This is a genomic window from Sphingomonas sp. 7/4-4, from assembly GCF_027941955.1.
Taxonomy (GTDB): domain Bacteria; phylum Pseudomonadota; class Alphaproteobacteria; order Sphingomonadales; family Sphingomonadaceae; genus Sphingomonas.
Genome location: NZ_CP115960.1, coordinates 3,718,314 through 3,743,770 on the forward strand (window position 1 = coordinate 3,718,314; position 25,457 = coordinate 3,743,770).

The following is a 25,457-nucleotide window of genomic DNA, read 5'->3' on the forward strand; positions in this document are numbered from 1 at the left end:
CTGGATCCCGGCTTTCGCCGGGATGACGGCAAGGATGTGAGCCATGGCTTCCGTTCTTCCTCCGTTCCTGCAATAAGGCGCCGCGCATGCTGACGGCGCTCTCCATCCGCGATGTCGTCCTGATCGAGGCGCTGGACCTTGAGTTCGGCACCGGCCTCGGCGTGCTGACCGGCGAGACCGGCGCGGGCAAATCGATCCTGCTCGATGCGCTGGGGCTTGCGCTCGGCGCGCGCGGCGAGAGCGGGCTGGTGCGCCAGGGCGCCGCGCAGGCCGCGGTCACCGCCAGCTTCGAGACTCCGCCGCCGGGCGGCGCGATCGCCAATGTTATGGCGCAGAACGGGCTCGACCTCGAACCCGGCGAGCCTTTGCTCGTCCGCCGCATCGTCAAGTCGGACGGCGGCAGCCGCGCCTTCGTCAACGATCAGCCCGCCTCTGCCGGCCTGCTCCGCGAGCTCGCGCCGCATCTGGTCGAAATACATGGCCAGCACGACGATCGCGGACTGCTCAACCCGCGCGGCCATCGTGCCCTGCTCGACAGTTTCGGGCGGCTCGAAATCGGCCCTGTCGCGGTGGCGCATCGCGCGTGGCGCGAGGCCGAAGACGCGCTCGCGGTTGCCCGCGCCGAGCAGGATTTGGCCGAGCGCGACCGCGAATGGCTCGATCACGCCGTCACCGAACTGCGCGCGCTCGCACCCGAAGCGGGCGAGGAAGAGCGTCTCGCCGAACGCCGCGCGACGATGCAGCGCGGCGAGAAGGTCGCCGACGAGCTTCAGACGATCGCGCAACTGCTCGAAGGATCGGAAGGCGGGCTCAGCCAGCTGCGCCAGGCCGCGCGCGTGCTCGAGCGGATCGCCGACAGCCATGACGCGCTTGCCGAGGCGCTCGCCGCGATCGATCGTGCGATCACCGAGGGTGCCGAGGCGCAGGACCGGATCGATTTCGCCGCCGAGGCGCTGGCCTTCGATCCCGCCGCGCTCGAAGCCGACGAGACGCGGCTGTTCGAGCTGCGTGGCATCGCGCGCAAGCATCGCGTCCAGCCCGACGATCTGCCTGCGTTGCTGGAGGAATTGTCCGCCCGGCTCGAACGCGTCGAGAGCGGCGGCGCCGGCATTGCCCGGCTCGAACTCGCCGTCGAGGAAACCCACCGGACCTATCGCGAAGCGGCGCGCACGCTGTCGGCCGCACGCGCCGGGGCAGCCGCGCGGCTCGATGCCGCGGTCGAGGCCGAGCTCAAGCCCCTGAAGCTCGACGCCGCGCGCTTCCGCACCGTGGTCGAGCAACTCGACGAGGGGCAAGGGTCGGCGGCGGGCATGGACCGAGTCGAGTTCGAGGTCTCGACCAATCCGGGCGCCCCCTTCGCGCCGCTGATCAAGATCGCCAGCGGCGGCGAGCTTTCGCGCTTCATCCTCGCCTTGAAGGTAGCACTCGCCGAAGAGGGCGGTGCGGCGACACTGATCTTCGACGAGATCGATCGCGGCGTCGGCGGCGCGGTGGCCAGCGCGATCGGCGAGCGGCTGGCGCGGCTGTCGTCGAGCGCGCAGGTGCTCGTCGTGACGCACAGCCCGCAAGTGGCGGCGCGGGGCACGCAGCACCTGCTGATCGCCAAGAGCCATGACGGCTTCGTCACCCGGACCGGCGTCACGCCGCTCGACGCCGCACAGCGCCGCGAGGAGATCGCGCGCATGCTCTCCGGTGCCGAGATCACCCCCGAAGCGCGCGCGCAGGCGGAGCGTCTGCTGGTGGCCTAGCCAAAGCCCTCTCCCCTCCGGGGAGAGGGTTGGGAGAGGGGCAAGAGGGAGAGTGCGCCGCACTTCCCCTCTCCCGGCCCTCTCCCCGGAGGGGAGAGGGAGTGCAGTCTGAACGCCCGTTCAGTCTCCTTTCGCACATGCGACAAATCGCGACACAAAATGCCGGGCCATGGGACATCCCCGCGACAGGGGCGCTTCATAACGCCTTTCGACCGCAGCCGCGGTCCTGTTGCAAAAGGAGAGTAACATGAAGAAGTTCTCGCTCATTCTTGCCGGCCTCGGCATTGCCGCCGCGGCTGTCCCCGCCGCCGCCATCGCAGCGCCCGCGCCGCATTTCGCGAGCTATCAGGGCGGCTGGCAGAACATCAATGCGCGCCAGGCGAAGCTCGAGGCCCGCATCAACCAGGGCATCCGCTCAGGTTCGCTCACGCGGGCCGAAGCCGCCCGGCTCCGTGCGCAGTTCCGCGACCTCAATCGCCTCGAGGCGCGCTATCGTGCGAGCCGCCCCGGTCTGACGCTCGCCGAGCGCCGCGATCTCGATCGCCGCTTCGATGCGCTCTCGGCGCGGATCCGCTTCGAGAAGCATGATCGCCAGGGATATCGCGGCCGATAAGCGGCCTTGGCCGAAAGATCATGACGGGCTCCGCCAGCGATGGCGGAGCCCGTTCTACATCGGCCATGCGCCCCGTGCATTTGCTCCCAAAGAAAAATTAGGGCAGCAATTCAGACACATTTTTGTACAAGGACGCCATGTACGCTGCCGCCCAACCCCAGGCCGATTCCGCAACGCTCTTGGTTGTCGACGACGATCGGGACATTCGCCATCTGCTCGCGAACAGCCTCGGCGCGCACGGCTTCCGGGTCGAGACCGCCGCCGACGCGCGCAGTATGGACGAAGTGCTCGCGCGCACTTCCGTTGATTGCGTGATCCTCGACATCATGATGCCGGGCGAGGACGGCCTGTCCGCGTGCCGCCGCATCGCGAAGCGCGACGGGCCCGAAGTCATCCTGCTGAGTGCGCTCGGCGAGGAGCAGGACCGCATCCTCGGGCTCGAGGTCGGCGCCGGCCATTATCTGCCCAAGCCGTGCAGCCCGCGCGAGATCCTCGCCACGGTGCGCGCGGCGCTGCGCAAGCGCGGGACGAACCCTGCGCCGGTGAGCGAAGTCTATATGTTCGATGGCTGGCGGATCGACCTCGGCAGCCATGAGCTGTTCGATCCCGACGGCGTGCTGGTCGGGCTCACCGACGGCGAGTTCGCAGTGCTGCGCGTGTTCATCGAGCGGCCGCGGCGCGTGCTCTCGCGCGAGGCCTTGCTCCAGGCGGCGCGCGGTCCCGATTCGGACGCCTATGACCGTGCGATCGACGTGCAGGTCAGCCGCCTGCGGCGCAAGCTGCGCGCCGGCGCCGACGAGATCATCCGTACCGTCCGCAACGAAGGCTATCTGTTCGTGCCGCGAGTCGCGCGCGCATGATCCCAGCCGGGGCGCGGCCCGATCGCCGCTGTTCCTGCGCATCTTCCTGCTGATGCTGGTCTGCGTCGCCGTGGTCCAGCTCATGAACCTCGCGCTGCTGGTCGCGGCCCAGACGCCCTCGGCCAAGCTCTACACCATCGATTACATCGTCCAGACCATGAAGCAGGGCCGCGATCCGGGAGGCGAACTGCAGATCGCGCGGGTCGCGGACGTGCCGCCCGTGCCATGGAATCCGCGCAGCGAGCGGATCGGGGCGGCGCTGGCGACCGCGCTCGGCACCTCGGCCGACAAAGTGCGGATCAGTTTCCTCCGCCCTTCCTCCAGCGTGAGCGCGTGTTCGAGCGCTCCGCCGTGCCGCGCCCTTCGCCGATCAGCCCCACGGTCGCGCGCAACGTCATCGTCATCGGTGGGTTCTCGGCGGCGTGGCGCCAGCCCGACGGGCAATGGATCCGAGTCGAGCCGGTCGAGGCTTTCGAGCCGTGGCGCTGGTTCGTGCTGCTGTGGCTGATCGTCTCGGCGCTGGCCGTCGCGCCCTTCGCCTGGGCGCTCGCGCATCGCTTCGCCAAGCCGATCCGCGCTTTCGCCGCCGCCGCCGAGCGGCTGGGGCGCGATCCGCGCGCGCCGCCGCTCGAGCTCGAAGGGCCGGGCGAGATCGCCGAGGCGGCCGCCGCGTTCAACACGATGCAGGCGCGGCTCAATCGCTATGTCGACGATCGCACCACGGTGATCAGCGCAGTGGCGCACGATCTGCGCACGCCGCTGATGCGGCTCGGGCTGAGGCTCGAAGCCGCGCCCGATGACCTGCGCCGGGCGTGCGAAAGCGACATCCGCGACATGCAGGGGCTGGTCTCGACTGCGCTCGCTTATGTCCGCGATACCAGCGAAAAGCCGGTGCGGCGCCCGCTCGACCTGCGGTCGCTGACCGAGACGGTGGTCGACGATCTCGCCGATCGCGGGGAGGCGGTCACACTCGCGCCCGGAGAGACCGTGGTACTCGACGGCAATCCGGCGGCGATCAAGGCGCTGGTCACCAATCTCGTGATGAACGCCGTCAAATATGCCGGCGGCGCCGAAGTGACGCTCGATCGGGTCGATGGTCACGCGGTGCTGGAGGTGTGCGACCGCGGACCCGGCATCCCGCCCGAGGATCTCGATCATGTCTTCGAGCCGTTCTTCCGCGGCGAACGCTCGCGCAACAGGGACACCGGCGGGGTCGGCCTCGGCCTGCCCAGCGCGCGGGCAGTGGCGCGCGCGCATGGCGGCGATGTCGAACTGGCCGACCGGCCGGGCGGCGGGCTGATCGCGACAATGCGCCTGCCGATTTAGGTTGTATCGACATTCAGGCGAGCGAAGGCCTTCAATCCTCCCCCGCCAGGGGAGGTGGCACGCGCAGCGTGACGGAGGGGCGGAAGCACTGCGCTCAATGGGAGAGTACGCTGCGTACCTCCCCTCCGACGCCTTCGGCGCCACCTCCCCTGGCGGGGAGGATTTGAATGTCGATACAACCCGGCGCGAAGCGATCTGCCGGGGCGCCTCTCCGGCATACGACCATGAGGGGTCTTTCGCTCCCGTCCGCCATCATGATAGCGCTATCGCCTGCACGGCGGGCAGGTCGATTCACACGCGCGACGTGATCGAACGATCGGGCCCGCCCAAGCAGCGCGAGAGGAGAGGGTGATGAGCAACGGACGGAGCCGCCGCGAGATCCTGACCGGTTCGAGCGCCGCGCTGCTGGCAGCGACGCTGCCGGCATGCGGCTGGGCGCAGGAGCCGCCGAAACGCAAGCTGGGCTACGCGATCGTCGGGCTGGGCAGCTACGCCACCAACCAGATCATGCCTCGGCTGAAGGACTGCGAATTCGCCAAGCTCTCCGCGCTGATCAGCGGCACGCCCGAGAAGCTCGAGCGCTACGGTACCGAATACGGCATCCCGAAAACGCATCGCTACAGCTACGCCAATTACGACAGCATCCGCGACAATCCCGACATCGACCTGGTCTATGTCGTGCTGCCCAATTCGCTGCACGCCGAATATTCGATCCGCGCCAGCAAAGCGGGGAAGCATGTGCTCTGCGAGAAGCCGATGGCGGTGTCCTCGGCCGAATGCGAGGCGATGATCGCCGCCGCGAAGAAGGCGGGCAAGAAACTGATGATCGGCTATCGCAGCCATTTCGAGCCGTATAACCGCCATGGCATCGAACTGATCAAGAACGGTTTCATCGGCCGTCCGCGGCTGATCACCTCCGAGCACGGCTTCACCATCTCGCCCAACCAGTGGCGGCTCGATCGACCCTTGTCGGGCGGCGGATCGATGATGGACATCGGCATCTACAGCCTCAATGCCGCGCGCTACCTCTCGGGGAGGAGCCGATCGAGGTCAGTGCGATGGAATCGACCGACAGGACCGATCCGCGCTTCCGCAACGTCGAGGATCGGATCGACTGGCAGATGCGCTTCCCTCGGGCGCGCTGGCCGCGTGCGTGTCGAGCTACAGCTCGAACCACAATGCCTGGCGTGCCACCGGAGGCGATGGCTGGATCGGGATGGAGCCCGCGACACCCTATGAAGGGCAGCAGATGTGGACGCGCAAGAGAGGCAAGCCCGAGCAGGTGACTCTGCCGGTGCCGGCCAAGAACCAATTCGTGGCGCAGCTCGATCACCTTGCCGAATGCGCGATGAGCGGCCGCGAGCCGATCGTCGCGGGCGAGGAGGGCTTGCGCGACATGCGGCTGATCGAGGCGATCTATCGCTCGGCGCGCGAGGGCAGGGCGGTCCGGGTGGCCAAGGCGTGAAGGCGGACTGCGGGCAGCTTCTCATCACCAACCTCATCGAAATCCGCGTGGAGAGCGCCTGATGCCTGAGCCCTGGTACACGCTGGCGATCGTCGCCGCGAGCATCGCCGCGGTGATCGTGCTCGTCCTGCGCTTCAAGCTGCAGCCGTTCCTCGTCCTGCTGCTGGTGGCGCTGGTGACGGGCCTTGCATTCGGCGGCGAGCCCCAGTCGGTGATTGCCGCGATCCGCAAGGGCACGGGCGAGGCGCTCGGCTTCGTCGCAGTGGTGATCGGGCTCGGCGCAGTGCTCGGCGGGCTGCTCGAGGCGAGCGGCGGCGTCAACGCCATCGCGCATCGCCTGCTCGACTTGTTCGGCGAGAAGCGAGTGCCCTGGGCACTCACGGCGGTCGGCATCGTGGTCGGGGTGCCGTTGTTCTTCGACGTGGCCTTCATCATTCTCGCGCCCTTGCTCGCCACGCTGGCGATCCGCGCCGAGCGCCGGGTGACCTATTTCGCGCTGCCTCTGCTCGCCGGGCTGATGACGATGCACGCCTTGCTGCCGCCGCATCCGGGGCCTGTGGCGGTGGCCGAGCTGATCCACACCGATTACGGGCTGCTCGCTTTCTACGGCCTGATCTGCGGAATTCCCTCGGCACTCCTCGCCGGGCCGATCTTTGCGAAGATGTTCCATGGCGCGCCCGGTTTCGGAGATCAGGCGCCGCCGCCGATGCTCGACGAAGGCGCGCCCCAGACCAACCCGATCGGCTTCCTGCCGGCGTTGCTCGCGATGCTGTTCCCGCTCGCCTTGATCCTCATCGCGGCAGTGGCGGGGCAGGCGATGGCGCCGGGCCCGGCCAAGACCTTCCTGCTCTTCCTCGGCCACCCCTTCACTGCGCTGATGCTCGCCGCTTTGTCGGTGACCGGCTGGCTCCGCGTGCGCGAAGGCGCGCCCTGGGCGACGCTTTCGCGCATCATGACCCGCGCGCTCGAGCCTGCCGGCCTGATGGTGCTGATCATCGGCGCGGGCGCGGCGTACAAGGAAGTGCTGATCGAATCGGGGGCAGGGCAGCAGATCACCGCCCTGGTCACTGCGGCGCAGGTCTCGGTGCCGGTCTTCGCCTTCCTGCTCTCGGCGTTCGTCCGCATCGCGCAGGGCTCGGCCACCGTCGCGATGGTGACCGCCGCGGGTCTTGCCGGGCCGCTGATCACCGCGGCGGCGCTCAGCCCCAGCCGGATCGCATTGGTCACCATCGCGATCGGCGGCGGCGCCACGATCGCCAGCCATGTCAACGACACCGGCTTCTGGCTGGTGAAGCAATATCTGGGGCTGACCGAGGCGCAGACCTTCCGCAGCTGGACGATCGGCGCCACGATCGCCGGGCTCACCAGCTTCGGAATCGCGCTGCTGATCTGGCCGTTCGTGTAAAGAGAGGACATGACCAACTCCATCACGCGCCGCACGGCGCTCGCCGGAATGGCGGCGCTTCCCTTCGTCCCTGCGCTCGCACGCGCCAAAACCATCGGCAGCATCACCCGGCTCGATCCGGGCCTCGATGCCGTGATCGACGCGAACGCGCCGATCGAAGTGCTCGGCACCGGCTATCGATGGACCGAAGGTCCGGTCTGGGTGAAAAACGGCGGCTATCTGCTCTTCTCCGACGTGCCGGCGAACATCGCCTATCGCTGGAAGCAAGGCGAGGGCATCACGCCGTTCCTGAACCCGTCGGGACTGGTCGGGCCGATCCCGGCCGGCATTCGCGAGGCGGGATCGAACGGCCTCGGAGTCGATGCGCAGGGGCGGCTGATCATCGCCGATTCGGGAACCCGCGCGATCGCCGCGCTCGATCTCGCCACCAAACGCCGCACGATCCTCGCCGATCGCTATGAGGGCAAGCGCTTCAACAGCTGCAACGATGTCGCGTTCGGGCGGGACGGCGCGATCTACTTCACCGATCCGCCTTACGGCCTCACCGAAGGCGACACTTCGCCGCTCAAGGAACTGGCATTCAACGGCGTGTTCCGGCTCGATCGCGACGGCAAGGTCCGGGTGATCGACGACACGCTCAAGCGCCCCAACGGCATCGGCCTCTGCCCGAAAAAGACGACGCTCTATGTCGCGATGTCGGACGAGGCGCGGCCGCAGATCCTGGCTTATCCGCTGGGCGCCGACGGCATGCCGCGCGCCGCGCCGACCGTCTTCCACGATTTCAGCGAACCGCTTGCGCGCAAGCTTCCGGGGATGCCCGACGGGCTCGAGGTCGACAAGGCCGGCCGGCTGTTCGCTAGCGGGCCCGGCGGCATCTATGTCCTCTCGCCCGAAGGCAAGGCGCTCGGCCTGATCGCCACCGGCAAGGCCACGGCCAATTGCGCGTTCGGCGAGGATGGCCGGACCCTGTTCCTCACGTCGAGCGACATGCTCGCCCGCGTCCGGCTGAAGAGCTCGGGCTGGTAGAGCCGGGAATCGCCGCCTAGATCGGGTGCATGTCCGAACCCGAGGCGATTCCCGCGGCCACCGTGATCGTGATGCGCGAGACCGCCGACGGTCCGCCCGAATTGCTGATCGTCGAGCGCGCACGCGCGATGTCGTTCGCGGGCGGCGCACTGGTGTTTCCCGGCGGCCGTGTCGATCCGGGCGACCATGTGCTGGCGATGACGCTGGACGGGGATGCCGAAGACCGCGCCGCGCGGATCGCCGCGGTGCGCGAGACGATCGAGGAAGCCGGCGTCGCGGTCGGCGTGACGGTTCCCGTAGCGGCGATCCCCGGTCTCCAGCGCCGCCTCTATGCGGGCGAAACGATGGGGGCATTGCTCGACGAAGTCGGCGGCGCGCTCGATCTCGACGCGCTGGTGCCGTTTGCGCGCTGGCTGCCCGCCGGGGTCCATCACAAGGTGTTCGACACGCGCTTCTATCTCGCCCGGGCGCCGCGAGGCGCCGAGCCGGTGGTCGACGGCAACGAGAATGTCCGCGTCTTCTGGGCCTCGGCACGCGCAGTGCTCGACGCGGCCGATCGCGGCGAGGCCATGATCATCTTCCCCACCCGTCGCAACCTCGAACGGCTCGCATTGTTCGCCAGCTTCGCCGACGCGGCGGCCGATGCCCGCGCGCATCCGGTGCGCACGATCACGCCGTGGATCGAGGCGCGCGACGATGGCCGGCACCTCTGCATCCCCGACGATCTCGGCTATCCGGTCACGTCGGAGCCGCTCGCGCAGGCGATCCGCGCATGAGGACGATCCGCCAGGCGGTCCTCGCCGTCATCGCCTTCGCGGTGCTGCTCGGCCTCTTCTTCACGATCTATGCACTGGTCCGGAATCGACCGCAGGACCTGCCCTGGACGCGGCTCGATCTCGGCCAGCCGATCGGCGCCTTTACCGGGCGCAAGCTTGCCGGCCTGACCGACAATTTCGCCGAATGCCGCGCGCTGCTCCAGTCGGCGGGGGTGCGCTACACGATCCTGCCGACGGTGAAGTCGGGCGAGCGATGCGGCTATGCGGATGGGCTTCGCTTCGCGCCCGGCGGCAGCCAGCAGATCGAATTCAGCCCCGCGCGGCTCGGCGTCTCGTGCCCGGTCGCGGCCGCTCTGGCGATGTGGGAGTGGAACGTCCTCCAGCCCGCCGCGCAGAAGCATTTCGGCGCGCGGGTCGAGCGGATCGAGCATCTCGGCAGCTATTCGTGCCGCCGCATCTACGGCCGCAGCGCGGGCGACTGGAGCGAGCACGCCACCGCCGACGCGATCGATGTCGCCGGCTTCAGGCTTTCGGACGGCACGCACGTCAGCGTGCTGAATGATTGGGAGGATAAGGGAGAGAAAGCGGCGTTCCTGCGCGACGTGCGCACCGGCGGGTGCAAATTATTCTCGACGGTATTGTCGCCCGATTACAATGCGGCGCACCGCGATCACTTGCATCTCGACCAGGCGACCCGCGGGGAAATGGGGTGGCGGACCTGCCGGTAATAAAATCCTCCCTCGCGTAGCGGGGAGGGGACCACGAAGTGGTGGAGGGGCTTGGCCGCAGGCGATGGATTTGCGGCTACGCCCCTCCGTCGCCTTCGGCGCCACCTCCCCGCTTCGCGAGGGAGGATTTACGAGGGGATCAGTGCGGAAGCGCCGCCGCGTCGACCTTTTCCACCCATTGCGGGAAGAAAGCCGGCTGCCGGTTCGACCAGCCCGAGGCGGTCGCCGCGGCTTCGCTGATCGACTGGAGCAGTTTCCGGCGCAGATCCGGGTGCAGATGCGGCAGTGCTGCGGCGGAGCAGAAGGCCGAGGGCAGCCACGGACGGACCTCGGCGCCGATCAGCCGCTCATAGAGGAAGCGATAGGCCGAGAAGGTGGTCAGCCGCCCCTGGCCGAGATCGAAGGCCGACACGGTCACCAGCGGCGCCATGAACGGCTCGATCGAATCGAGATCGCTGTCCTCGGGCATCAGTGCGCGCAGTTCGGGAATGCGCTCGTACATGCGGGCCTGGGCGCGGATGCTCGCGGCCTCGACCACGTCGCGCGACCAGCGCTCCAGCGCGTCCTCGCGCTCGAACCCGATATCGAGCGCGCGGCGGACATAACGCTGCGTCGATGCGCTGAACCCCGCGAATTCCTTCATTTCGGCCAGCGTCATGGCGCCTTCGGCCGGCTTCATTCTGGATGCCATCACCTTAACTCCCACCCACTCAATCCCCGACGGTGATCATGCGGCAGAATGGTTAACGCGCCGCTTAATCAGCCGTTGGCTCCCATTCATCATAGGAATCGAAAAGGTGTTGCGGCGCAACAATGCTGCGATGAATCGAGTCCGCACTTGTGGAAAACTTGCACGCTGATGCTCTTGCGCAACAACGCAGCATTCGCCGAATCCGTCGCCCGGCATGCCTGGAATTAAGAAAGCATAAACCTTTGGAGCCAGCGAAAGCCGCTGTTTTCCGCGGTTTTTTGGCCGGTTCCTTCAATCCGTCGGTTCGTCGCAACGGTTCGTCGGATCGGTGGGGCGCAGGGCTGTACCGCCGTCCTATGTTGCGGTTAGCAACAATCAACAGCTTGATTCCTGACCGGGGGTCCATGAAGTTTCGTGTTCTCGCAGCGCGTTTTGCGCTGATGGCGGTTTGCGCCCTGCTCACCTCGGTGCCCGCCCAGGCGAAGAGCGCCTATCTCCAGTGCGTGCCTTATGCCCGTCAGGTCTCTGGCGTGAACATTCGCGGCAATGCCTGGACGTGGTGGGAACAGGCCGCCGGCCGCTACCAGCGCGGCGAAACCCCCAAGGTCGGCGCGGTGATGTCGTTCAAGAAGACCGCGCGGAACCCGTTCGGGCATGTCGCGATGGTTTCGGAAATCGTCAGTGACCGCGAAGTGCTGCTCACCCATGCCAACTGGTCGCGCCGCGGCGGCATCGAGCGCAACGTCCGCGCCGTCGACGTCTCGGCAGCCGGTGACTGGAGCGAAGTCCGCGTCTGGTTCGCCCCGCTCGGCGACCTCGGCACCTCGACCTACCCGATCAACGGCTTCATCTATTCGGACGGCGCGCCGGACGCATTCGCCGCACCGCAGGTAGCGAAGAAGGCCGACCCGATCGTCGTCGCCGCGCTGAACCTCGACCTCAGCGATCTCAAGCCCGAGACCGTCGCGAACTAAGCTTTCGCCGTGAACGTCAGCGCTACGCCGTTCATGCAATAGCGCTTGCCGGTGGGCTGGGGCCCGTCGTCGAAGACATGGCCGAGATGCCCGCCGCAGCGGCGGCACAGGATTTCGGTCCGCGCCATTCCCAGGGTCCGGTCGCTCTTCGTGATCACTGCATTTGGCAGGGCCGCAGTGAAGCTCGGCCATCCCGTGCCGCTGTCGAACTTGGTCGACGAGGCGAACAGCGGCAGCGCGCACCCCGCACAGGAAAACGTCCCCGCGCGATGCTCGCGATTGAGCGGGCTCGTCCCCGGAAACTCGGTCGCGCCCTGCCGAAGAGTTCGATAGGCGGCCGGGCTCAGCCGCTTCTTCCACTCGGCATCGGTGAGCGTGAAGGCGAAGCGTTGTGCCGCCTCGGCGGGCACACCACCGCATGCCGCGGTGATCGCGCCGAGGCCGGCGATGGTGAGAAGGGTGCGGCGATCGGTCTGCATGTAGAGAATGTGGGATCGCTTGGGGGCGATTCCAACGCTCCCTCTCCCTTTGGGAGAGGGAAGGGGCCCGCTCGCGAAGCGAGTGGGAAGGGTGAGGGCAGCTCGATCCTCACCCTTCCACCGACTTCGTCGGCTCCCTCCCTCTCCCAAAGGGAGAGGGAATTTGCTCAATATCTACTCAACTCCACCGGCATCTTCCTGTAGCCGTGGACGAAGCATGCCGCGACGCGCTCGGGCTCGCGCAGCACGTTCACGCGAAGCCGCCGCTTCGCCATTTCCTCGAGCAATATCCCGATCTGCAGCTCGGCGAGCCGCGCACCGACGCAGCGATGGATGCCATGCCCGAAGGCGAGGTGGCGCCGCGCATTCTCGCGATCGACGATGATCTTGTCGGCATTGGGGAAGATGCTCTCGTCGCGATTGGCCGAGAGATACCAGAGCGCCAGTTTGTCGCCTTCGCGGATCTTCTGGCCTTCCAGCTCGCTGTCCTGCGTCGCCGTCCGCCGCATATGCGCGAGCGGCGTCTGCCAGCGGATGATCTCCTGCACGGCGTTGGGGATCAGCCCCGGATCGGCCTCCAGCTTGGCGCGCTCGTCGGGGAATTGGTCGAGCCCCCAGGCATAGGCGCTCATCGAATTGCGCGTCGTATCGTTGCCGCCGACGATCAGCAGGATGAGGTTCCCGAGGAACTCCATCTGATCCATGTGGCTCATCGCATCCGAATGGATCATCATCGAGATGAGGTCCGGGGTCGGCTCCTTGCCGATCTTCCCCTGCCAGAGATTGCCGAAATAGGCGGCGCATTCGAACAGGATGTTGCGCCGCTCCTCCTTGCGCACCGGATCCTTGGCGATCTCGATATCGCCCGCCCAGTCGGACCAATAGGTCAGCAGCCGCCGCTCCTCCCACGGGAAGTCGAACAGGATCGCCAGCATCTGCGTGGTCAGCTCGATCGAGACGGTGTCGACCCAGTCGAACTCCTGTCCTACCGGCAGCGAATCGAGGATCTCGGCGCTGCGAACGCGTATATTCTCGTTCATCCGCACCATTTCCGAGGGCGTGAATGCCGGTGCCACCGTCCGGCGCTGTCCGGTATGCTTGGGCCGGTCCATCGCGATGAACATCGGCATCTTGATGTCGCCTTCCTTCAGGTCGGCGATGGTGATCCCGCCCGCCTCGGACGAATAGAGCTCGGGCAGCGATTCGACCTGGACGATCGGCTTGTACGACGAGACCGACCAGAACGGCCCGAAGCTGCTGTGCTCGGTATAATAGACCGGCGCCTTCTCGCGCAGCTCGCGGAACGGCGCCTGCCAGACATCGTCGCGGTACAATTCGGCCCGGCTCATATCGAGCGGATCGACGACCTTCTCCGGGCTCGACTCGGTCGCAAGCGTAGCCATTCCACCTCTCCTTTTCAGGCGAGCAGAACGCTAACTGACAGCAATGTCAATAGTGCCGCGCTTCCGCCGCTTCGGGCTGCCCGACTTGAGCACGCCGCGCCGGAACAGCCGCGCCGCCACCGTCACCGTGATCGCCACCCACAATATCTGCCAGGCCAGCGCCAGCGCGTGCGGCCAGAGCGCGGGCGAGTTCGCCGCATGCGCCGCCATCGCCAGCGGCGAGCTGAACGGGAAGATCTCCGCGGCGCGTGCCAGCCAGCTGTCGGTATGGCCGGCAGCATAGGATGCGAAGCCGAGCATCGCGAACTGGAAGATCGTGATCGGCAGCGACAGCATCTGGATCTCGCGCTGGGTGCCCGCCAGCGCTCCCACGCCCAGGAACACTGCGCTCTGCAGCATGTACGCCATGGTGAAATATACGACGAACAGCAGCGGGAAGACCGGCCCGACAGCGGCGCTCAGATTGCCCAGCTCGGCGGCGAAACCTGCCGGCACCACCTTGGGCAATTGCGCGATCAGCGTTCCCCAGAAGCACACGAACAGCAGCGCCGATCCGAACGCGCCGAGCAGTTTGCCGAAGAACACGCTCTCCAGCGGGATCGCGGCGGCAAGCACTTCGATCACCTTGTTCGATCGCTCCTCCGCCATCGCGCCCACTGCCTGGCCCGACAGCATCAGCGTCAGGAAGAAGATGCCCAAAGCGGCGAAATAGGCTGCCTGGCCGCGTCCGCCGGTCGTCGCCTGTCCGGTGGAGATCTCGGTGATTCTGGCGTGGCTTAAGGGGCCCGCACCGCCGCTGCGCTCGGCACGCAGCGCCTGCTCGGCGAGCTGGGCCAGATAGAGTCCCTCGGCATAGCCCGAGGGACGGCGCAGGATCTGTGGGCGGTCCAGCGGGCCGTAGAGCACCGCGGCCACGTCGAACTGGTTGCTGTCCAGCAGCGCGCGGGCCTGCGTTTTGATGTCGTCGCCGGCGCCTTCGATCTGGAGTTGCGGCCGGGCGGTCGGGTGGAGAAGACTTGCCGCAATTGCCTGTCGACCGCGGCGATCTCCGCGACCTTGTCGGGCGCGGCGATGACCACGACGCGCTGGCGCTCCTCGCTGCCGCCCGCGGCGCTGCTCGCGGTCATGCTGCCCACCGTTGCGAAGGCGATCATCAGCAGCGGGCTGAACAGGAAGAGCAGGAAGGTCGGCGTCATCACCGTCGCGGTGAAGTCGCGGCGCGCCACGGTGAGCGCCTTGCGGAGCATCCGTCCGAACTTCATGCCGCCTGCTCCAGCGCTTCGGGGCCGACGATCTTGACGAATGCGTCGTGCAGCCCGGGCCGCTCGATCGACAGCCCCGAAATCCCGTAACCGGCGTCGATCAATCGCACCAGCAGCGCCTCGATGCCTTCGGGCGGCACGGTGAAGCGCCAGCTCCCATTCTCGCGTTCGGCGTCCGCCGGCAGCAGCGCGCCTGCGGTGTCGGCATGGTGATGCGGTGTGTAATGCGCCTTGAGCGGCAGGGTCGATCGCGCTTCGTTCACCGTGCCCTCGAACTTCACCACGCCGCCGGCGATGATCGACAGCCGGTCGCACAGCCGCTCGGCATGCGCCATGACGTGGGTCGAGAACAGGATCGTCGCGCCGCGATCGCGCTGGCCGCGGATCAGTTTCTCGAGCCGTTCCTGATTGACCGGATCGAGTCCGGAAAAGGGTTCGTCGAGCACCAGCAATTCGGGCTCGTGCACCACCGAGCCCAGCAGCTGGACGAGCTGCGCCATGCCCTTGGAGAGCTTGCGGATCTTGTCGTCGGCGGCATGGCCGAGCCCGGCCGCTTCGAGCAATTCGCCCGCGCGTTTGCGCCCCACGCTCCACGGAAGTCCGCGCAGTGCGCCCATGAAGGCGATCGCCTCGCGGCACTTCATGTTGGGATAGAGCCCCCGCTCCTCGGGGAGATAGCCGACCCGGTCGCTGGCGTCGCGCGGCGCGTCATGGCCGAGCAGCATGCGTTCGCCCTCATCTGGCTCGATGATCCCGAGCAGCATGCGGAGCGTCGTGGTCTTGCCCGCGCCATTGGGCCCGAGCACGCCATAGATCATTCCCTTGTTGACTGCGATGTTGACACCGTCCACCGCCCGCCGATCGCCGAAGCGCTTGACGAGCCCCTTGGCGCTTACGGCCAAATCGCTGCTCAAATTGGTGCCCTCCATCAAGCTTCGTGGTAGCGGGTCCGCGTGCGCGAAGACAAGCCACTCGAAGTCCGGATCAAGGAGAAGGCGGCCGAAATCGGCTTTGCCGACTGCGGGATCGCACGTGCCGACGCCGCGCCCGCGGCGGGCGAACGGCTGCGCCAATGGCTGGCGGAGGGCCGTCACGGCTCGATGATCTGGATGGAGGAGCGCGCGCATCATCGCGAGAGCCCCACGTCGCTCTGGCCCGAAGTCCGTTCGGTGATCGCGCTCGGCATGAGCTACGCGCCGTCGGTCGATCCGCTCGCTCTGGAAAGGGAAGGGGAGGTCGGCCGGATCTCGGTCTATGCTCAGGGGGCCGACTATCATGATCTGATCAAGCGCAAGTTGAAGGAGCTCGCGCGCTGGCTGGTCGGCGCGGCGCCGGGTGCCGACGTGAAGGTGTTCGTCGATACCGCGCCGGTGATGGAGAAGCCATTGTCCGAGGCGGCGGGTCTCGGCTGGCAGGGCAAGCACACCAATCTCGTCAGCCGCAGCCACGGCAGCTGGCTGTTTCTCGGGGCGATCTACACCACGCTCGATCTTGCGCCCGATCACGCCGGCCGCTCGACCTGTGGAAGCTGCGACGCGTGCCAGACCGCATGCCCGACCGACGCGTTTCCGGCGCCGTACCGGCTCGATGCCCGGCGTTGCATCTCCTACCTCACGATCGAGCACAAAGGCCCGATTCCGCTCGAATTCCGCGAGAATATGGGCAACCGCATCTATGGCTGCGACGATTGCCTCGCGGTTTGCCCGTGGAACAAGTTCGCCGCCGCCGCCCAGGCCAATCTCGCCTTCGCCCCGCGCGCCGAACTGACGGCGCCCGCACTGGCCGACCTGCTCGCGCTCGACGACGCGGCTTTCCGCGAAGTCTTCGCCGGATCGCCGATCAAGCGAGATCGGCCGCGATCGCATGGTCCGCAATTGCCTGATCGCCGCGGGAAACAGCGGCAGTGAAGCGCTGATGGGGCCGGTGCGCGCGCTGCTTGGTGATCCCGACGAAACTATCCGCGAGGCGGCGGAATGGGCGTTGGCGCGATTGGAGGGAAACAGGGCGGAGGTGATCTGACCCAAGGCCGTGCTCCGGCGAAGGCCGGAGCCTTGGGTGGCGCGCGTCTCGCTCGATGCCAGCGCTCCGGCCTTCGCCGGAGCACAGTAGTTTTAACCGCGGCTCAGTATTCTACGTTCCGTTCGAACCGAGCTATGGAAGGGCCTTTCCTCTCCTTCTGCCAGCCTACCGCCCTGCCGGCTGCCGTGCCGCCAGCGCCGCGAGGCAGCTCGCCTGGTCGATCGGTCCGCCGTCGCGCTGGCGCGTGTCCAGCCAGGTCACCACCGGCTCGCCGCGCCCGTTCGAGGGCGGATATAGATATGCGTCGAGAACGCAGATCGGCCCGACGAACTGCAGCTTGCGCGCCCGGCTCTCGGTCGCGTCCATCGCCGGTGGGCCGAACTGCGCGATCAGACGCGCCGCGGTCTGGCCTTTCACCGCCGTGACGCTCGCCGGCGCGGCAGCGGGCGGCGCGGCGGGTACGGGGACATAGGCCGCGGGTCGCGCTTCGGGGATCAGTTCGCCCCCGCAGCCGCCCAGCGCCACCGCCCCCGCCAATATCCAGAACCTCATGCCTCTCTCCCGCGGTGGAATGCGTGCGTCGCCATCGCCGCGCCGAGCACCGGCGCCACCAGATTGATCACCGGCACGAGGAACAGTCCCGTGCCGATCGCGCCCAGCGAAAGACGGCGCAGGCGGGTTTGACGCCGCCACGCGTCGAGTTGCGCATAGGGCATATGTCGCGCCGCGACCATGTCGCCAAGGTCGCGCCCCAGCAGCCATGCGTTGACGAGGAAAAATGCCAGCGCTGTCCCAACACCGGTGACGAGCAGCATCAGATAGATCGGCGCGAGCAGCAGATTATAGCCGATCGTCCGCGCCGCCGATCCCACGCCCATCGCGATCGAGCGCCCCAGCGGCACCGCGCGCGCGGCGGCATGCGCGGCCGGATAATGCTTCGCCTCGACCGCCGCGACGACTTCGTCGGCGAAGATGCCCACCACCGCGACTGCCACCGCGCGGAACAGCAGCCACCAGCCGAGCACGAACAGCAGCAAGGTCGCGATATCCGCGAGCGCCCCGGCACCCGCGCCGTGCCCCATCCACTCGCCGGCCGCGCCCGCCAGCCAGCCCATCGCGAACCATAGCCCGACCCCGAGGCCCAAGAAGAGCAGCAAAGTCAGCGCCAGCGACTTGACCAGGACCAGCAGCACCGGTCGGTCGAACAGCTGGCCGACGGCGAGGAAGAACGCGTGTATCATTGCGCAATGCTTTGCCGCGCTCTAGGGCGCCCGCGCAACCCTATCGGAGCCCAGACTTGACCAGCCCCAACTATGACGTCGTCGCCATCGGCAACGCCATCGTCGACATTCTCGCCCAGGCCGAGGACAGCTTCATCGAGGAGATCGGCGTCGCCAAGGGCTCGATGCAGCTGATGTTCTCGCCCGAGGAGGCCGACGCGCTCTATGGCAAGATGGGCCCGGGCCGCGAAGTCTCGGGCGGTTCGGCCGCGAACACCGTCGCCGGCATCGCGGCTCTCGGGGAAAATGCGCGTTCATCGGCCAGGTCGCCGACGATCAGCTGGGTACCGTCTTCGCGCACGACATCCGCGCCGCCGGCGTCGACTTCGCCACTGCGGTCCGTCCCGGCCAGCCGACCACCGCGCGCTGCCTGATCTTCGTCACGCCCGACGGCCAGCGCACGATGAACACCTTTCTCGGCGCGTCGCAGTTCCTGCCCGCCGACGCGCTCGACGAAGCGGTGATCGCCAACGGCGCGATCCTCTATCTCGAAGGCTATCTCTGGGATCCCGAAGAGCCCCGCGCCGCGATGCGCAAGGCGATCGACATCGCCCGCGCCAACGGGCGGAAAGTCGCCTTCACGCTCTCCGACGTGTTCTGCATCTCGCGCCACGGCGGCGATTTCCGCAAGCTGATCGAGGATGGCCTGATCGACATCCTGTTCGCCAACGAGAGCGAATTGCTCGCCTTGTGCGAGCACGAGACGTTCGAGGCGGCGGTCGAGCACATCCACGGCAAGGTGCCTCTGCTCGTCGTCACGCGCAGCGAGCAGGGCGCGATGGCGCTGCAGGGCACCGAGCGCGTCGAAGTGCCGGCCGAGCCGATCGAGAAGCTGGTCGACACCACCGGCGCCGGCGACATGTTCGCCGCGGGCTTCCTGTTCGGCCAGGCGCAGGGCCGCGGTCTCGAGGAATCGCTTCGTCTCGGCGCGATCTGCGCGGCGGAGATCATCCAGCATTATGGCGCACGCGCCGAAGCGGACCTCAAGAAGCTCGCCGCTGGTTGAGGATCCCGCTCGATCGCTCTGGAAACATATCGGAAATACAATAGCCTGTTTCCGGGCGATATTTTTAAGCACTGAGAAACCTCGAGACCGGTAGACCGCTGAAACGGCTACCGTTTCGCGGGGGCAAAGAGTGCTGCGACGGATCGCGCCCGGGCAGGCCAGGATGGGGATGTTCATCCACGGCTTCGAAGGCTCCTGGTTCAACCATCCGTTCTGGCGCACGCGATTCCTGCTCGAACGGCCGGAGGACCTTGCCGCGTTGCTCGCCAGCGACGTTCCCGCGGTGCTGATCGACGTGGAACGTGGAGTCGGTCCCGAACCGTCTCCGGCGCCGCGTCCGGGGGCACGCGCGGCTCGCTCAAGCCCGCGCTCGCCGAGCTCCACGTCACGTCCTTCACCCCGGCCGATTCCGCCAAAGCCGACCGCGAGTTCGCGAAGAAGACCATCGCCCGATCGAAGCGCGTAGTGAGGAGGCGTTCGAAGGCGCGCGCCTGGGTCAGCCGATCCATGCCGAAGCGGTGGCATCGGTCGTCACCGACATCGCCCAGGCCGTCGATCGCAATCCCGCAATGTTCATCGACATGGCGCGGTTCAAGTCGAAGGACGAATATACCTATCTCCACTCGGTCTCGGTCTGCGCGTTGATGGTCAATTTCGCCAATCAGCTCGGCCTCGAGGAGCCGACGGTGCGGGCGATGGGGCTCGCCGGGCTGCTCCACGATATCGGCAAGATGGCGGTGCCCGAGGAGATCCTCAACAAGCCCGGCCGGCTCGATGACAAGGAGTTCGCGCTCATCCGCACGCATCCGGAGCACGGCCATGCGATGCTCGCCAGGGGCGAGGGCATCACGCAGGAAGTGCTCGACGTAAGCCTGCTCCACCACGAGAAGGTCGATGGCACCGGCTATCCCTATGGCCTGAAGGGGAGCGCGATCAGCCTCGCCGCGCGGATGGGTGCGATCTGCGACGTCTATGACGCATTGGTCTCGGACCGCGCCTATAAGGAGGGCTGGACCCCGCTAAGGGCGGCGACCGAGATGCATGGCTGGGAAGGGCATTTCGACCGCGAATTGCTGTTCAAGTTCTTCCGCAGCGTCGGCATCGCGCCCACCGGGCTGCTGGTGCGGATGCGCTCGAACCGGCTCGGCATCACCTTGCCCGACGGCACCGGGGAAACCCGCAGCAAGGTCCGCGTCTTCCACTGCGCGCTCGAACGCGCCCCACTCACGCTCGAAGACGTCTTCCTGTCCAGCGCGGGCGGCAGCGATCCGATCGTCAGCGAAGAGGATCCCGATCGCTGGGGCTTCGCCGATTGGCAGGGGCTGTCGCAGCAATTGATCGCGGGGCGTGCCGTACGGGGCTGAGGCGTTTGGAGCCGAATCGCCCCGCGCAATACTGCCAGCGATTTTCAGACATGGAGCCGCAAGCAACTAGTGTTTCGGAGTATCGGCGAACCTGTATTTGGGCAATATATGGCTTCCGTCATTGACGACATAACGCAAACGCCCTGCGAGCCATGCTTCCGCCTTTGGCCAATCCTTGAAACTGACTGGAAGCCGCGCGACGTGGTTCAGTTCGTGATCGTAGAGATCCACGTGTTGGAAAGGCATGACCATCACACTGACGATCATTTGTCCAAATCCCGCCAGACCAGAGATAGGGATAGTTTTGTTTTTAAAGAGGCGATGATAGATGATGGTTTCGCCTTCGACGCTCCAGCGTACATATTGCATCGCGATCCCGAGGACCATGAGGCCGATAAGGAAAACGCCAATGGCGACCGCGGACCAAAGTTCGTCTGGGGTCTGGTTTTCCGGATGCGTATAAATAGCATACGTCATCGCTATCAATGCGCCCGCAGCACCCAGGCAAACAAACCATCCCAACGCTCGTTTTGCAAACCCGGTCTTAAATACGAGATCATTCCGCATAAGATTCACCTATAAGATCAGGCCCAAAGGTATGGCCGATGGGTAGCGGGAACCCCGCGCCGAATTAATCGCCATGTCGCAGATGAGCGGAAAAAGGCCAACCGCTGGATGGTTCAGATCGTCGGGTGATCCAATCCTGCTTTGGTTTCAGAGCCCAGGTCATCCGGGGTATGACCGGCCCGGTGCTCTGCAAGCCGGGAGGAGTCAGTCTGTCTAATGTCGCCTCGACTTAAGCGGCGCCGGCCCTCGGCGGTTCGCTGATCCGCCCCGGCTGGCCATATTCGGCGAGCGCCTGGGGATAGCCGAGCAGGAAGCCCTGCACTTCGTCGCACCCTTCGCGCCGCAGCACGCCCAACTGGCGCTCGGTCTCGATGCCCTCCGCGAGCACGGGGATCGACAGGCTCTTGCCCAATGCGAGCACCGCCCGGACAATCGCGACTGCCTGCGGGCTCTCGAGCTCGGAGACGAACAGCCGGTCGAGCTTGATCTTGTCGAACGGAAACGCGCGCAACGTCTCGAGCGAGGAATAGCCGGTGCCGAAATCGTCCAGCGCGACGCCGATCCCCATCGCCTTGATCTGGCGCAGGACGTGCAGCGCGCGGTCCCGATCGGCGAAGATCGCGGTTTCGGTCAGCTCGATCTCGAGGCGGCGCGGCGGCAGCCCGGTATCGAGCAGCACCTGATGGAACAGCCGCGGCAGATCGGCATGGGCGAGCTGCATCGGCGAGACGTTGATCGCCACCTTGGCCTCGCTGGCCCAGCCGGCCGCGTCCGCGCAGGCGCGCCGCAGCACCCACTCGCCGAGCGGCAGGATCAGGCCGTTCTCCTCCGCGATCGGGATGAACTCGCTTGGTCCGATCGGCCCGCGTTCGGGGTGCGTCCAGCGCAGCAGCGCCTCGTACCCGGTCACTTCGTGCGTCGTGACCGAGGTCTGCACCTGATAATGGAGCTGAAGATCGCCCCGATCGAGCGCGATCCGCAGATCGTTCGCCAGCTCGCGCCGGTCGCGAATCGCTTCGTCGAGCGGCGCATCGTAATAACAGGGCGTGGGCGAGCGCTGGCTCTTGGCGCGGAACATCGCCAGATCGGCATTGTTCATCAGCGTTTCGGCATCGTCGGCGTCGGCCGGATAGACCGCGACGCCGAAGCTGCCGCCGACACGTGCGTCGAACTGGCCGAGCGCCAGCGGGGCTTCGACCGCTGCCTTCAGCCGGTCGGTGAAGAGAGTCAGCTGGCTGGGATGCTCGAAGCGCGTGAGCGCGACGAATTCGTCGCCGCCGAAACGCGCGACCATCTCGTGCCGGCCGAGCTGGCTCGCCATGCGTTGCGCGACGAGGACGAGGACCTGATCGCCGGCCTGGTGGCCGTGGATGTCGTTGATTTCCTTGAAGCGGTTGAGGTCGATCGCGACTACGCCCAGCTGGCTCCCGTTCGCGCGCGCCAGCTCGAGCTGATGCTTGAGCTCCGACTTGAAATTGACGCGGTTGGGAAGCCCGGTGAGCGCGTCGTTCATCGCCATATGGTGCAGCCGGTCCATCGCGTCCGAGCGCGTCCAGCGGTCGATCAGCGCGGCGAACACGCCGGCGGCGATCACCACCAGCCCCACCAGCGCGGTCGCGAGCGCGAGTGCCTGCATCTGCCCCGGTTCGAGCGGCGCGGCGCTGAGGCGGAGCGGGGTGATGCGCAGCGCCGTCATCGCCACGAAGTGCAATGTGGCGATCGCCGTGACCAGCAGCCCCGTGCTCGTCGCGACGCGGTAACGGCCCAGCCGGGGCGAGGCGAAGGCGCTGAGCGCGGCACCCGCGAAGACCACCGCGCACAGCACCGATGCCGCGACATAGGGGATTCGCCATTCGACGAGTCCGTCGATCCGATAGGCCGCCATGCCGGTGAAGTGCATGCCCGAAATCGCGAGGCCGACGACTCCGCCTCCCGCGATCGAATAAAAGCGGCTCCGGTGCGAAACTGCGATTCCGAATCCCATCCCCGTGCCGATGACCGCGGCGATCAGCGAGACGATGGTGAGCACCGGATCGAGCCGGACCGGAACACCCGCGCGATATGCCAGCATCGCCACGAAATGGGTGCACCAGATCGTCGCGCCGGCGCCGACGGCGGTGAGGAAAAGCCACGCGATCCGCTGAGGGCCGTCCGTGACCTGCGCGCGGCCGAACATCTGCATGATCGCGAACGCGCCGGTGCAGCAGACGAAGACTGCGAGCAGCACCAGCCAGGGATCATGGTCCCTGCCGATACACATTGCGACGTCGATCATCGGGCGGACCCTGTACGCTGCGGGCCGGAATGCCGGCACGCTTGAACACCCTCCCTGCGCAAAACGGGTTAAAAGGTGATGAAGTCCCGGCGCGACTCTCCAGCGAATGGCGGCGTCATGCGCTTGTCGCTTTGTTCATTCTTGCGGCGTAGCCACGAGATATTGGAGCCGTAAAGATGTTCGCCTTTCTAAACCGCAGGAAGGCCGCCGGCGTCGCAGCTGGTGAGGAGACCGCTGCCCTGGGAGTCTCGGCAAGCGCGCGCCGCAAGCGTCTGTTCGCCCGTATGGTCATGGCCCCCGACCCCGTAACGCCGGCTCCGCGCCTGCTCGCAACCCGCGACACCTTCGGATTGAAACCTCCGAGCGAGTGATCGGTTCGCACACGGCACGGCGGATTCGGCTTGCGCTATATGCCGCTGAACCCCACATGAGAGGCGCTGGCACTCGGGCTTTCAGAGTGCCAAATCGCAAATGGCGGCGCTGGCTTCCGATTGTTAAAACGACGCTTTGTCGTGGCCCAGCAATTGAACGGCCCGCCCCATGCCAGCCAAGGATCTGAAATTCTCGCGCGACGCGCGGGAGAGCATCGTTCGCGGCGTCGACATCCTCGCTGACGCCGTCAAAGTCACGCTTGGCCCCAAGGGGCGCAATGTCGTGCTCGACAAGGGCTATGGCGCGCCCCGGATCACGAAGGACGGCGTAACAGTCGCGAAAGAGATCGCGCTCCGGGACAAATTCGAGAATCTGGGGGCGCAACTGCTTCGCGCCGTCGCCTCGAAGACGCAGGATCACGCCGGTGACGGCACCACCACCGCCACCGTGCTCGCCCAGGCAATGGTGCGAGAGGGCATGAAATCGGTCTCGGCGGGCGTCAGTCCAATCGACCTCAAACGCGGCATCGACCTCGCGGTCCTGGCCGTCGTGGAGGTGCTGAAGGCGCGGTCGCGGCCGGTGTCCAGCAACGACGAGATCGCGCAAGTCGGTATCGTCTCCGCGAACGGCGACGAAGAGATCGGCCGCATGATCGCGGCGGCGATGGCCAAGGTCGGCAAGGAAGGCGTCATCTCGGTGGAGGACGCGCGCGGAATGGAATTCGAGCTCGAGATCGTCGAGGGCATGCAGTTCGATCGCGGCTATCTGTCGCCTTATTTCATCACCGATGCCGCGAAGATGACCGTCGAGCTTGAGAATCCCTACATCCTGATCCACGAGCAGAAGCTGTCCGATGCCCAGGCGCTGCTCCCGCTGCTGGAGGCCGTTGCGCAATCGGGCAGGCCGCTGCTGATCGTGGCGGAAGACGTCGAAGGTGCGGCGCTCGCGACCCTGGTGGTCAACCAGTTGCGCGGAGGACTCAAGGTCGCTGCAGTCAAGGCGCCGGGCTTCGGGGATCGCCGCAAGGCGATGCTCGAAGACCTCGCGGTCTTGACCGGCGGTGCGGTAGTTTCACCCGATATCGGCGTCAAGCTCGAGGGGTCGCGCTCGACAGCCTCGGCTCCGCCCGTCGCGTGACGATCGATAAAGACGATACCACCATCATCGACGGCGCTGGTGATGCCGCGGCGATCGCCGGCCGGGTAGCCGCGATCAAGCAACAGATCGAGCTCGGCGGCAGCGACTATGATCAGGAAAAGCTCCAGGAACGGCTTGCCAGACTGGCGGGCGGAGTCGCGATCATACGCGTCGGCGCCGCGACCGAAGTCGAGATGATCGAGCGCAAGGACCGGGTCGACGACGCGCTTCACGCGACGCGCGCCGCGGTGGAGGAAGGCGTGGTCCCAGGCGGCGGCACGGCGCTGCTCTACGCGTCGCGCGCCCTCGATGGCCTGACCGGCGCCAGCGACGACCAGATGCGAGGCGTCGATATCGTCCGCCAGGCGCTGTCCGCGCCGCTGCGCCAGATCGTCGAGAATGCCGGGCACGATGGCGGCGTCGTCGCCGGCCGCCTGCTCGACGGGAACGATGAGGAGATGGGCTTCAACGCCCAGACCGAAGTTTATGAGAATCTGGTCGCGGCGGGCGTGATCGATCCAACTCTAGTAGTTCGGTCCGCGCTTCAGGACGCCGCGTCGGTGGCGGGACTGGTGCTCACTACCGAAGTCGCGATCGTCGATTTTTCGGAGAGCTCGCCGGCCTCGCCGACAATGACCGGCACCGGCGGCTTTTGACCTACTCATTCGTCGCAACAGGAGG

General features: G+C 66.7%; 21 protein-coding genes and 4 pseudogenes. 16 read left to right on the top strand and 9 right to left on the bottom strand.

Annotated features, from left to right (window positions below; all coding sequences use genetic code 11):
* Positions 1-86: 86 nt before the first annotated feature.
* The 9 genes and pseudogenes from recN to PIB19_RS19135 all read left to right on the top strand — a co-directional run bounded on the left by recN (position 87) and on the right by PIB19_RS19135 (position 9,947).
* Positions 87-1,748 (top strand): DNA repair protein RecN, encoded by a 1,662-nt coding sequence (gene recN, locus PIB19_RS19095; protein ID WP_271238602.1) that lies wholly within the window; start codon positions 87-89, stop codon positions 1,746-1,748.
* Between the two features lie 247 nt (positions 1,749-1,995).
* Complete coding sequence (locus tag PIB19_RS19100; RefSeq protein WP_271238603.1) at positions 1,996-2,361, top strand: hypothetical protein; 366 nt, start codon at positions 1,996-1,998, stop codon at positions 2,359-2,361.
* 137 nt (positions 2,362-2,498) lie between these two features.
* The gene (locus PIB19_RS19105) at positions 2,499-3,221 is read left to right on the top strand and encodes a response regulator (RefSeq protein ID WP_271238604.1); all 723 of its coding nucleotides are present in this window, start codon (positions 2,499-2,501) and stop codon (positions 3,219-3,221) included.
* A gap of 333 nt (positions 3,222-3,554) precedes the next feature.
* Positions 3,555-4,547, top strand: coding sequence for an ATP-binding protein (locus PIB19_RS19110; RefSeq protein WP_271238605.1), 993 nt, complete (start codon positions 3,555-3,557; stop codon positions 4,545-4,547).
* A gap of 351 nt (positions 4,548-4,898) precedes the next feature.
* Positions 4,899-6,012: pseudogene (locus PIB19_RS19115) on the top strand (Gfo/Idh/MocA family protein).
* Positions 6,013-6,073: 61 nt separating this feature from the next.
* Positions 6,074-7,417 (top strand): GntT/GntP/DsdX family permease, encoded by a 1,344-nt coding sequence (locus tag PIB19_RS19120; protein WP_271238606.1) that lies wholly within the window; start codon positions 6,074-6,076, stop codon positions 7,415-7,417.
* Positions 7,418-7,426: 9 nt separating this feature from the next.
* On the top strand, positions 7,427-8,443 hold the full coding sequence (locus PIB19_RS19125) for an SMP-30/gluconolactonase/LRE family protein (RefSeq protein ID WP_271238607.1): 1,017 nt from the start codon (positions 7,427-7,429) through the stop codon (positions 8,441-8,443).
* A gap of 29 nt (positions 8,444-8,472) precedes the next feature.
* Entirely contained in the window at positions 8,473-9,219 is a 747-nt protein-coding gene (locus PIB19_RS19130; protein WP_271238608.1) for an NUDIX hydrolase, read from the top strand.
* On the top strand, positions 9,216-9,947 hold the full coding sequence (locus tag PIB19_RS19135; protein ID WP_271238609.1) for an extensin-like domain-containing protein: 732 nt from the start codon (positions 9,216-9,218) through the stop codon (positions 9,945-9,947). Before PIB19_RS19130 ends, PIB19_RS19135 begins: the two co-directional genes overlap by 4 nt.
* A 139-nt stretch (positions 9,948-10,086) precedes the next feature.
* Here PIB19_RS19135 and PIB19_RS19140 read toward each other — a convergent pair whose 3' ends face one another.
* Positions 10,087-10,638 (bottom strand): hypothetical protein, encoded by a 552-nt coding sequence (locus PIB19_RS19140; protein ID WP_271238610.1) that lies wholly within the window; start codon positions 10,636-10,638, stop codon positions 10,087-10,089.
* Positions 10,639-11,042: 404 nt separating this feature from the next.
* Here PIB19_RS19140 and PIB19_RS19145 point away from each other — a divergent pair, with 404 nt between their 5' ends.
* On the top strand, positions 11,043-11,612 hold the full coding sequence (locus PIB19_RS19145) for a CHAP domain-containing protein (protein WP_271238611.1): 570 nt from the start codon (positions 11,043-11,045) through the stop codon (positions 11,610-11,612).
* Here the strand turns inward: PIB19_RS19145 and msrB are convergent.
* From msrB to PIB19_RS19160, 3 genes are all read right to left on the bottom strand, one after another.
* Positions 11,609-12,091, bottom strand: coding sequence for a peptide-methionine (R)-S-oxide reductase MsrB (gene msrB / locus PIB19_RS19150; protein WP_271238612.1), 483 nt, complete (start codon positions 12,089-12,091; stop codon positions 11,609-11,611). The two genes, PIB19_RS19145 and msrB, sit on opposite strands and share 4 nt — an antisense overlap.
* A gap of 167 nt (positions 12,092-12,258) precedes the next feature.
* Positions 12,259-13,494 carry a cytochrome P450 gene (locus PIB19_RS19155; RefSeq protein WP_271238613.1) on the bottom strand — a complete coding sequence of 412 codons (1,236 nt, stop codon included), beginning with the start codon at positions 13,492-13,494 and terminating at the stop codon, positions 12,259-12,261.
* A 30-nt stretch (positions 13,495-13,524) separates the two neighbouring features.
* Positions 13,525-14,409 (bottom strand): ABC transporter permease, encoded by an 885-nt coding sequence (locus PIB19_RS19160; RefSeq protein ID WP_271238614.1) that lies wholly within the window; start codon positions 14,407-14,409, stop codon positions 13,525-13,527.
* A 90-nt stretch (positions 14,410-14,499) separates the two neighbouring features.
* Between PIB19_RS19160 and PIB19_RS19165 the strand changes: the two genes are divergently transcribed.
* The gene (locus PIB19_RS19165) at positions 14,500-14,793 is read left to right on the top strand and encodes a hypothetical protein (RefSeq protein WP_271238615.1); all 294 of its coding nucleotides are present in this window, start codon (positions 14,500-14,502) and stop codon (positions 14,791-14,793) included.
* Here the strand turns inward: PIB19_RS19165 and PIB19_RS19170 are convergent.
* On the bottom strand, positions 14,753-15,685 hold the full coding sequence (locus PIB19_RS19170) for an ABC transporter ATP-binding protein (RefSeq protein WP_271238616.1): 933 nt from the start codon (positions 15,683-15,685) through the stop codon (positions 14,753-14,755). The genes PIB19_RS19165 and PIB19_RS19170 overlap by 41 nt on opposite strands.
* Before the next feature lie 24 nt (positions 15,686-15,709).
* Between PIB19_RS19170 and queG the strand changes: the two are divergent.
* Positions 15,710-16,775: pseudogene (gene queG, locus PIB19_RS19175) on the top strand (tRNA epoxyqueuosine(34) reductase QueG).
* Positions 16,776-16,940: 165 nt separating this feature from the next.
* Here the strand turns inward: queG and PIB19_RS19180 are convergent.
* Positions 16,941-17,327, bottom strand: coding sequence for a hypothetical protein (locus PIB19_RS19180; protein WP_271238617.1), 387 nt, complete (start codon positions 17,325-17,327; stop codon positions 16,941-16,943).
* Positions 17,324-18,016: an EI24 domain-containing protein gene (locus PIB19_RS19185; protein WP_271238618.1), complete on the bottom strand. Its 693-nt coding sequence runs from the start codon at positions 18,014-18,016 to the stop codon at positions 17,324-17,326. Before PIB19_RS19185 ends, PIB19_RS19180 begins: the two co-directional genes overlap by 4 nt.
* Positions 18,017-18,072: 56 nt before the next feature.
* Between PIB19_RS19185 and PIB19_RS19190 the strand changes: the two are divergent.
* From PIB19_RS19190 to PIB19_RS19195, 3 genes and pseudogenes are all read left to right on the top strand, one after another.
* Positions 18,073-19,061: pseudogene (locus tag PIB19_RS19190) on the top strand (adenosine kinase).
* A gap of 169 nt (positions 19,062-19,230) precedes the next feature.
* Positions 19,231-19,527, top strand: coding sequence for a DUF3391 domain-containing protein (locus PIB19_RS23785; protein WP_443018755.1), 297 nt, complete (start codon positions 19,231-19,233; stop codon positions 19,525-19,527).
* A 52-nt stretch (positions 19,528-19,579) separates the two neighbouring features.
* Complete coding sequence (locus PIB19_RS19195) at positions 19,580-20,425, top strand: HD-GYP domain-containing protein (protein ID WP_271238619.1); 846 nt, start codon at positions 19,580-19,582, stop codon at positions 20,423-20,425.
* A gap of 66 nt (positions 20,426-20,491) precedes the next feature.
* Here the strand turns inward: PIB19_RS19195 and PIB19_RS19200 are convergent, their stop codons facing one another.
* Entirely contained in the window at positions 20,492-20,992 is a 501-nt protein-coding gene (locus PIB19_RS19200; RefSeq protein ID WP_271238620.1) for a hypothetical protein, read from the bottom strand.
* A gap of 229 nt (positions 20,993-21,221) precedes the next feature.
* Complete coding sequence (locus PIB19_RS19205) at positions 21,222-23,267, bottom strand: putative bifunctional diguanylate cyclase/phosphodiesterase (protein ID WP_271238621.1); 2,046 nt, start codon at positions 23,265-23,267, stop codon at positions 21,222-21,224.
* Between the two features lie 540 nt (positions 23,268-23,807).
* Here PIB19_RS19205 and groL point away from each other — a divergent pair.
* Positions 23,808-25,432, top strand: a pseudogene (gene groL, locus PIB19_RS19210) (chaperonin GroEL).
* The last annotated feature ends 25 nt before the right edge of the window (positions 25,433-25,457 follow it).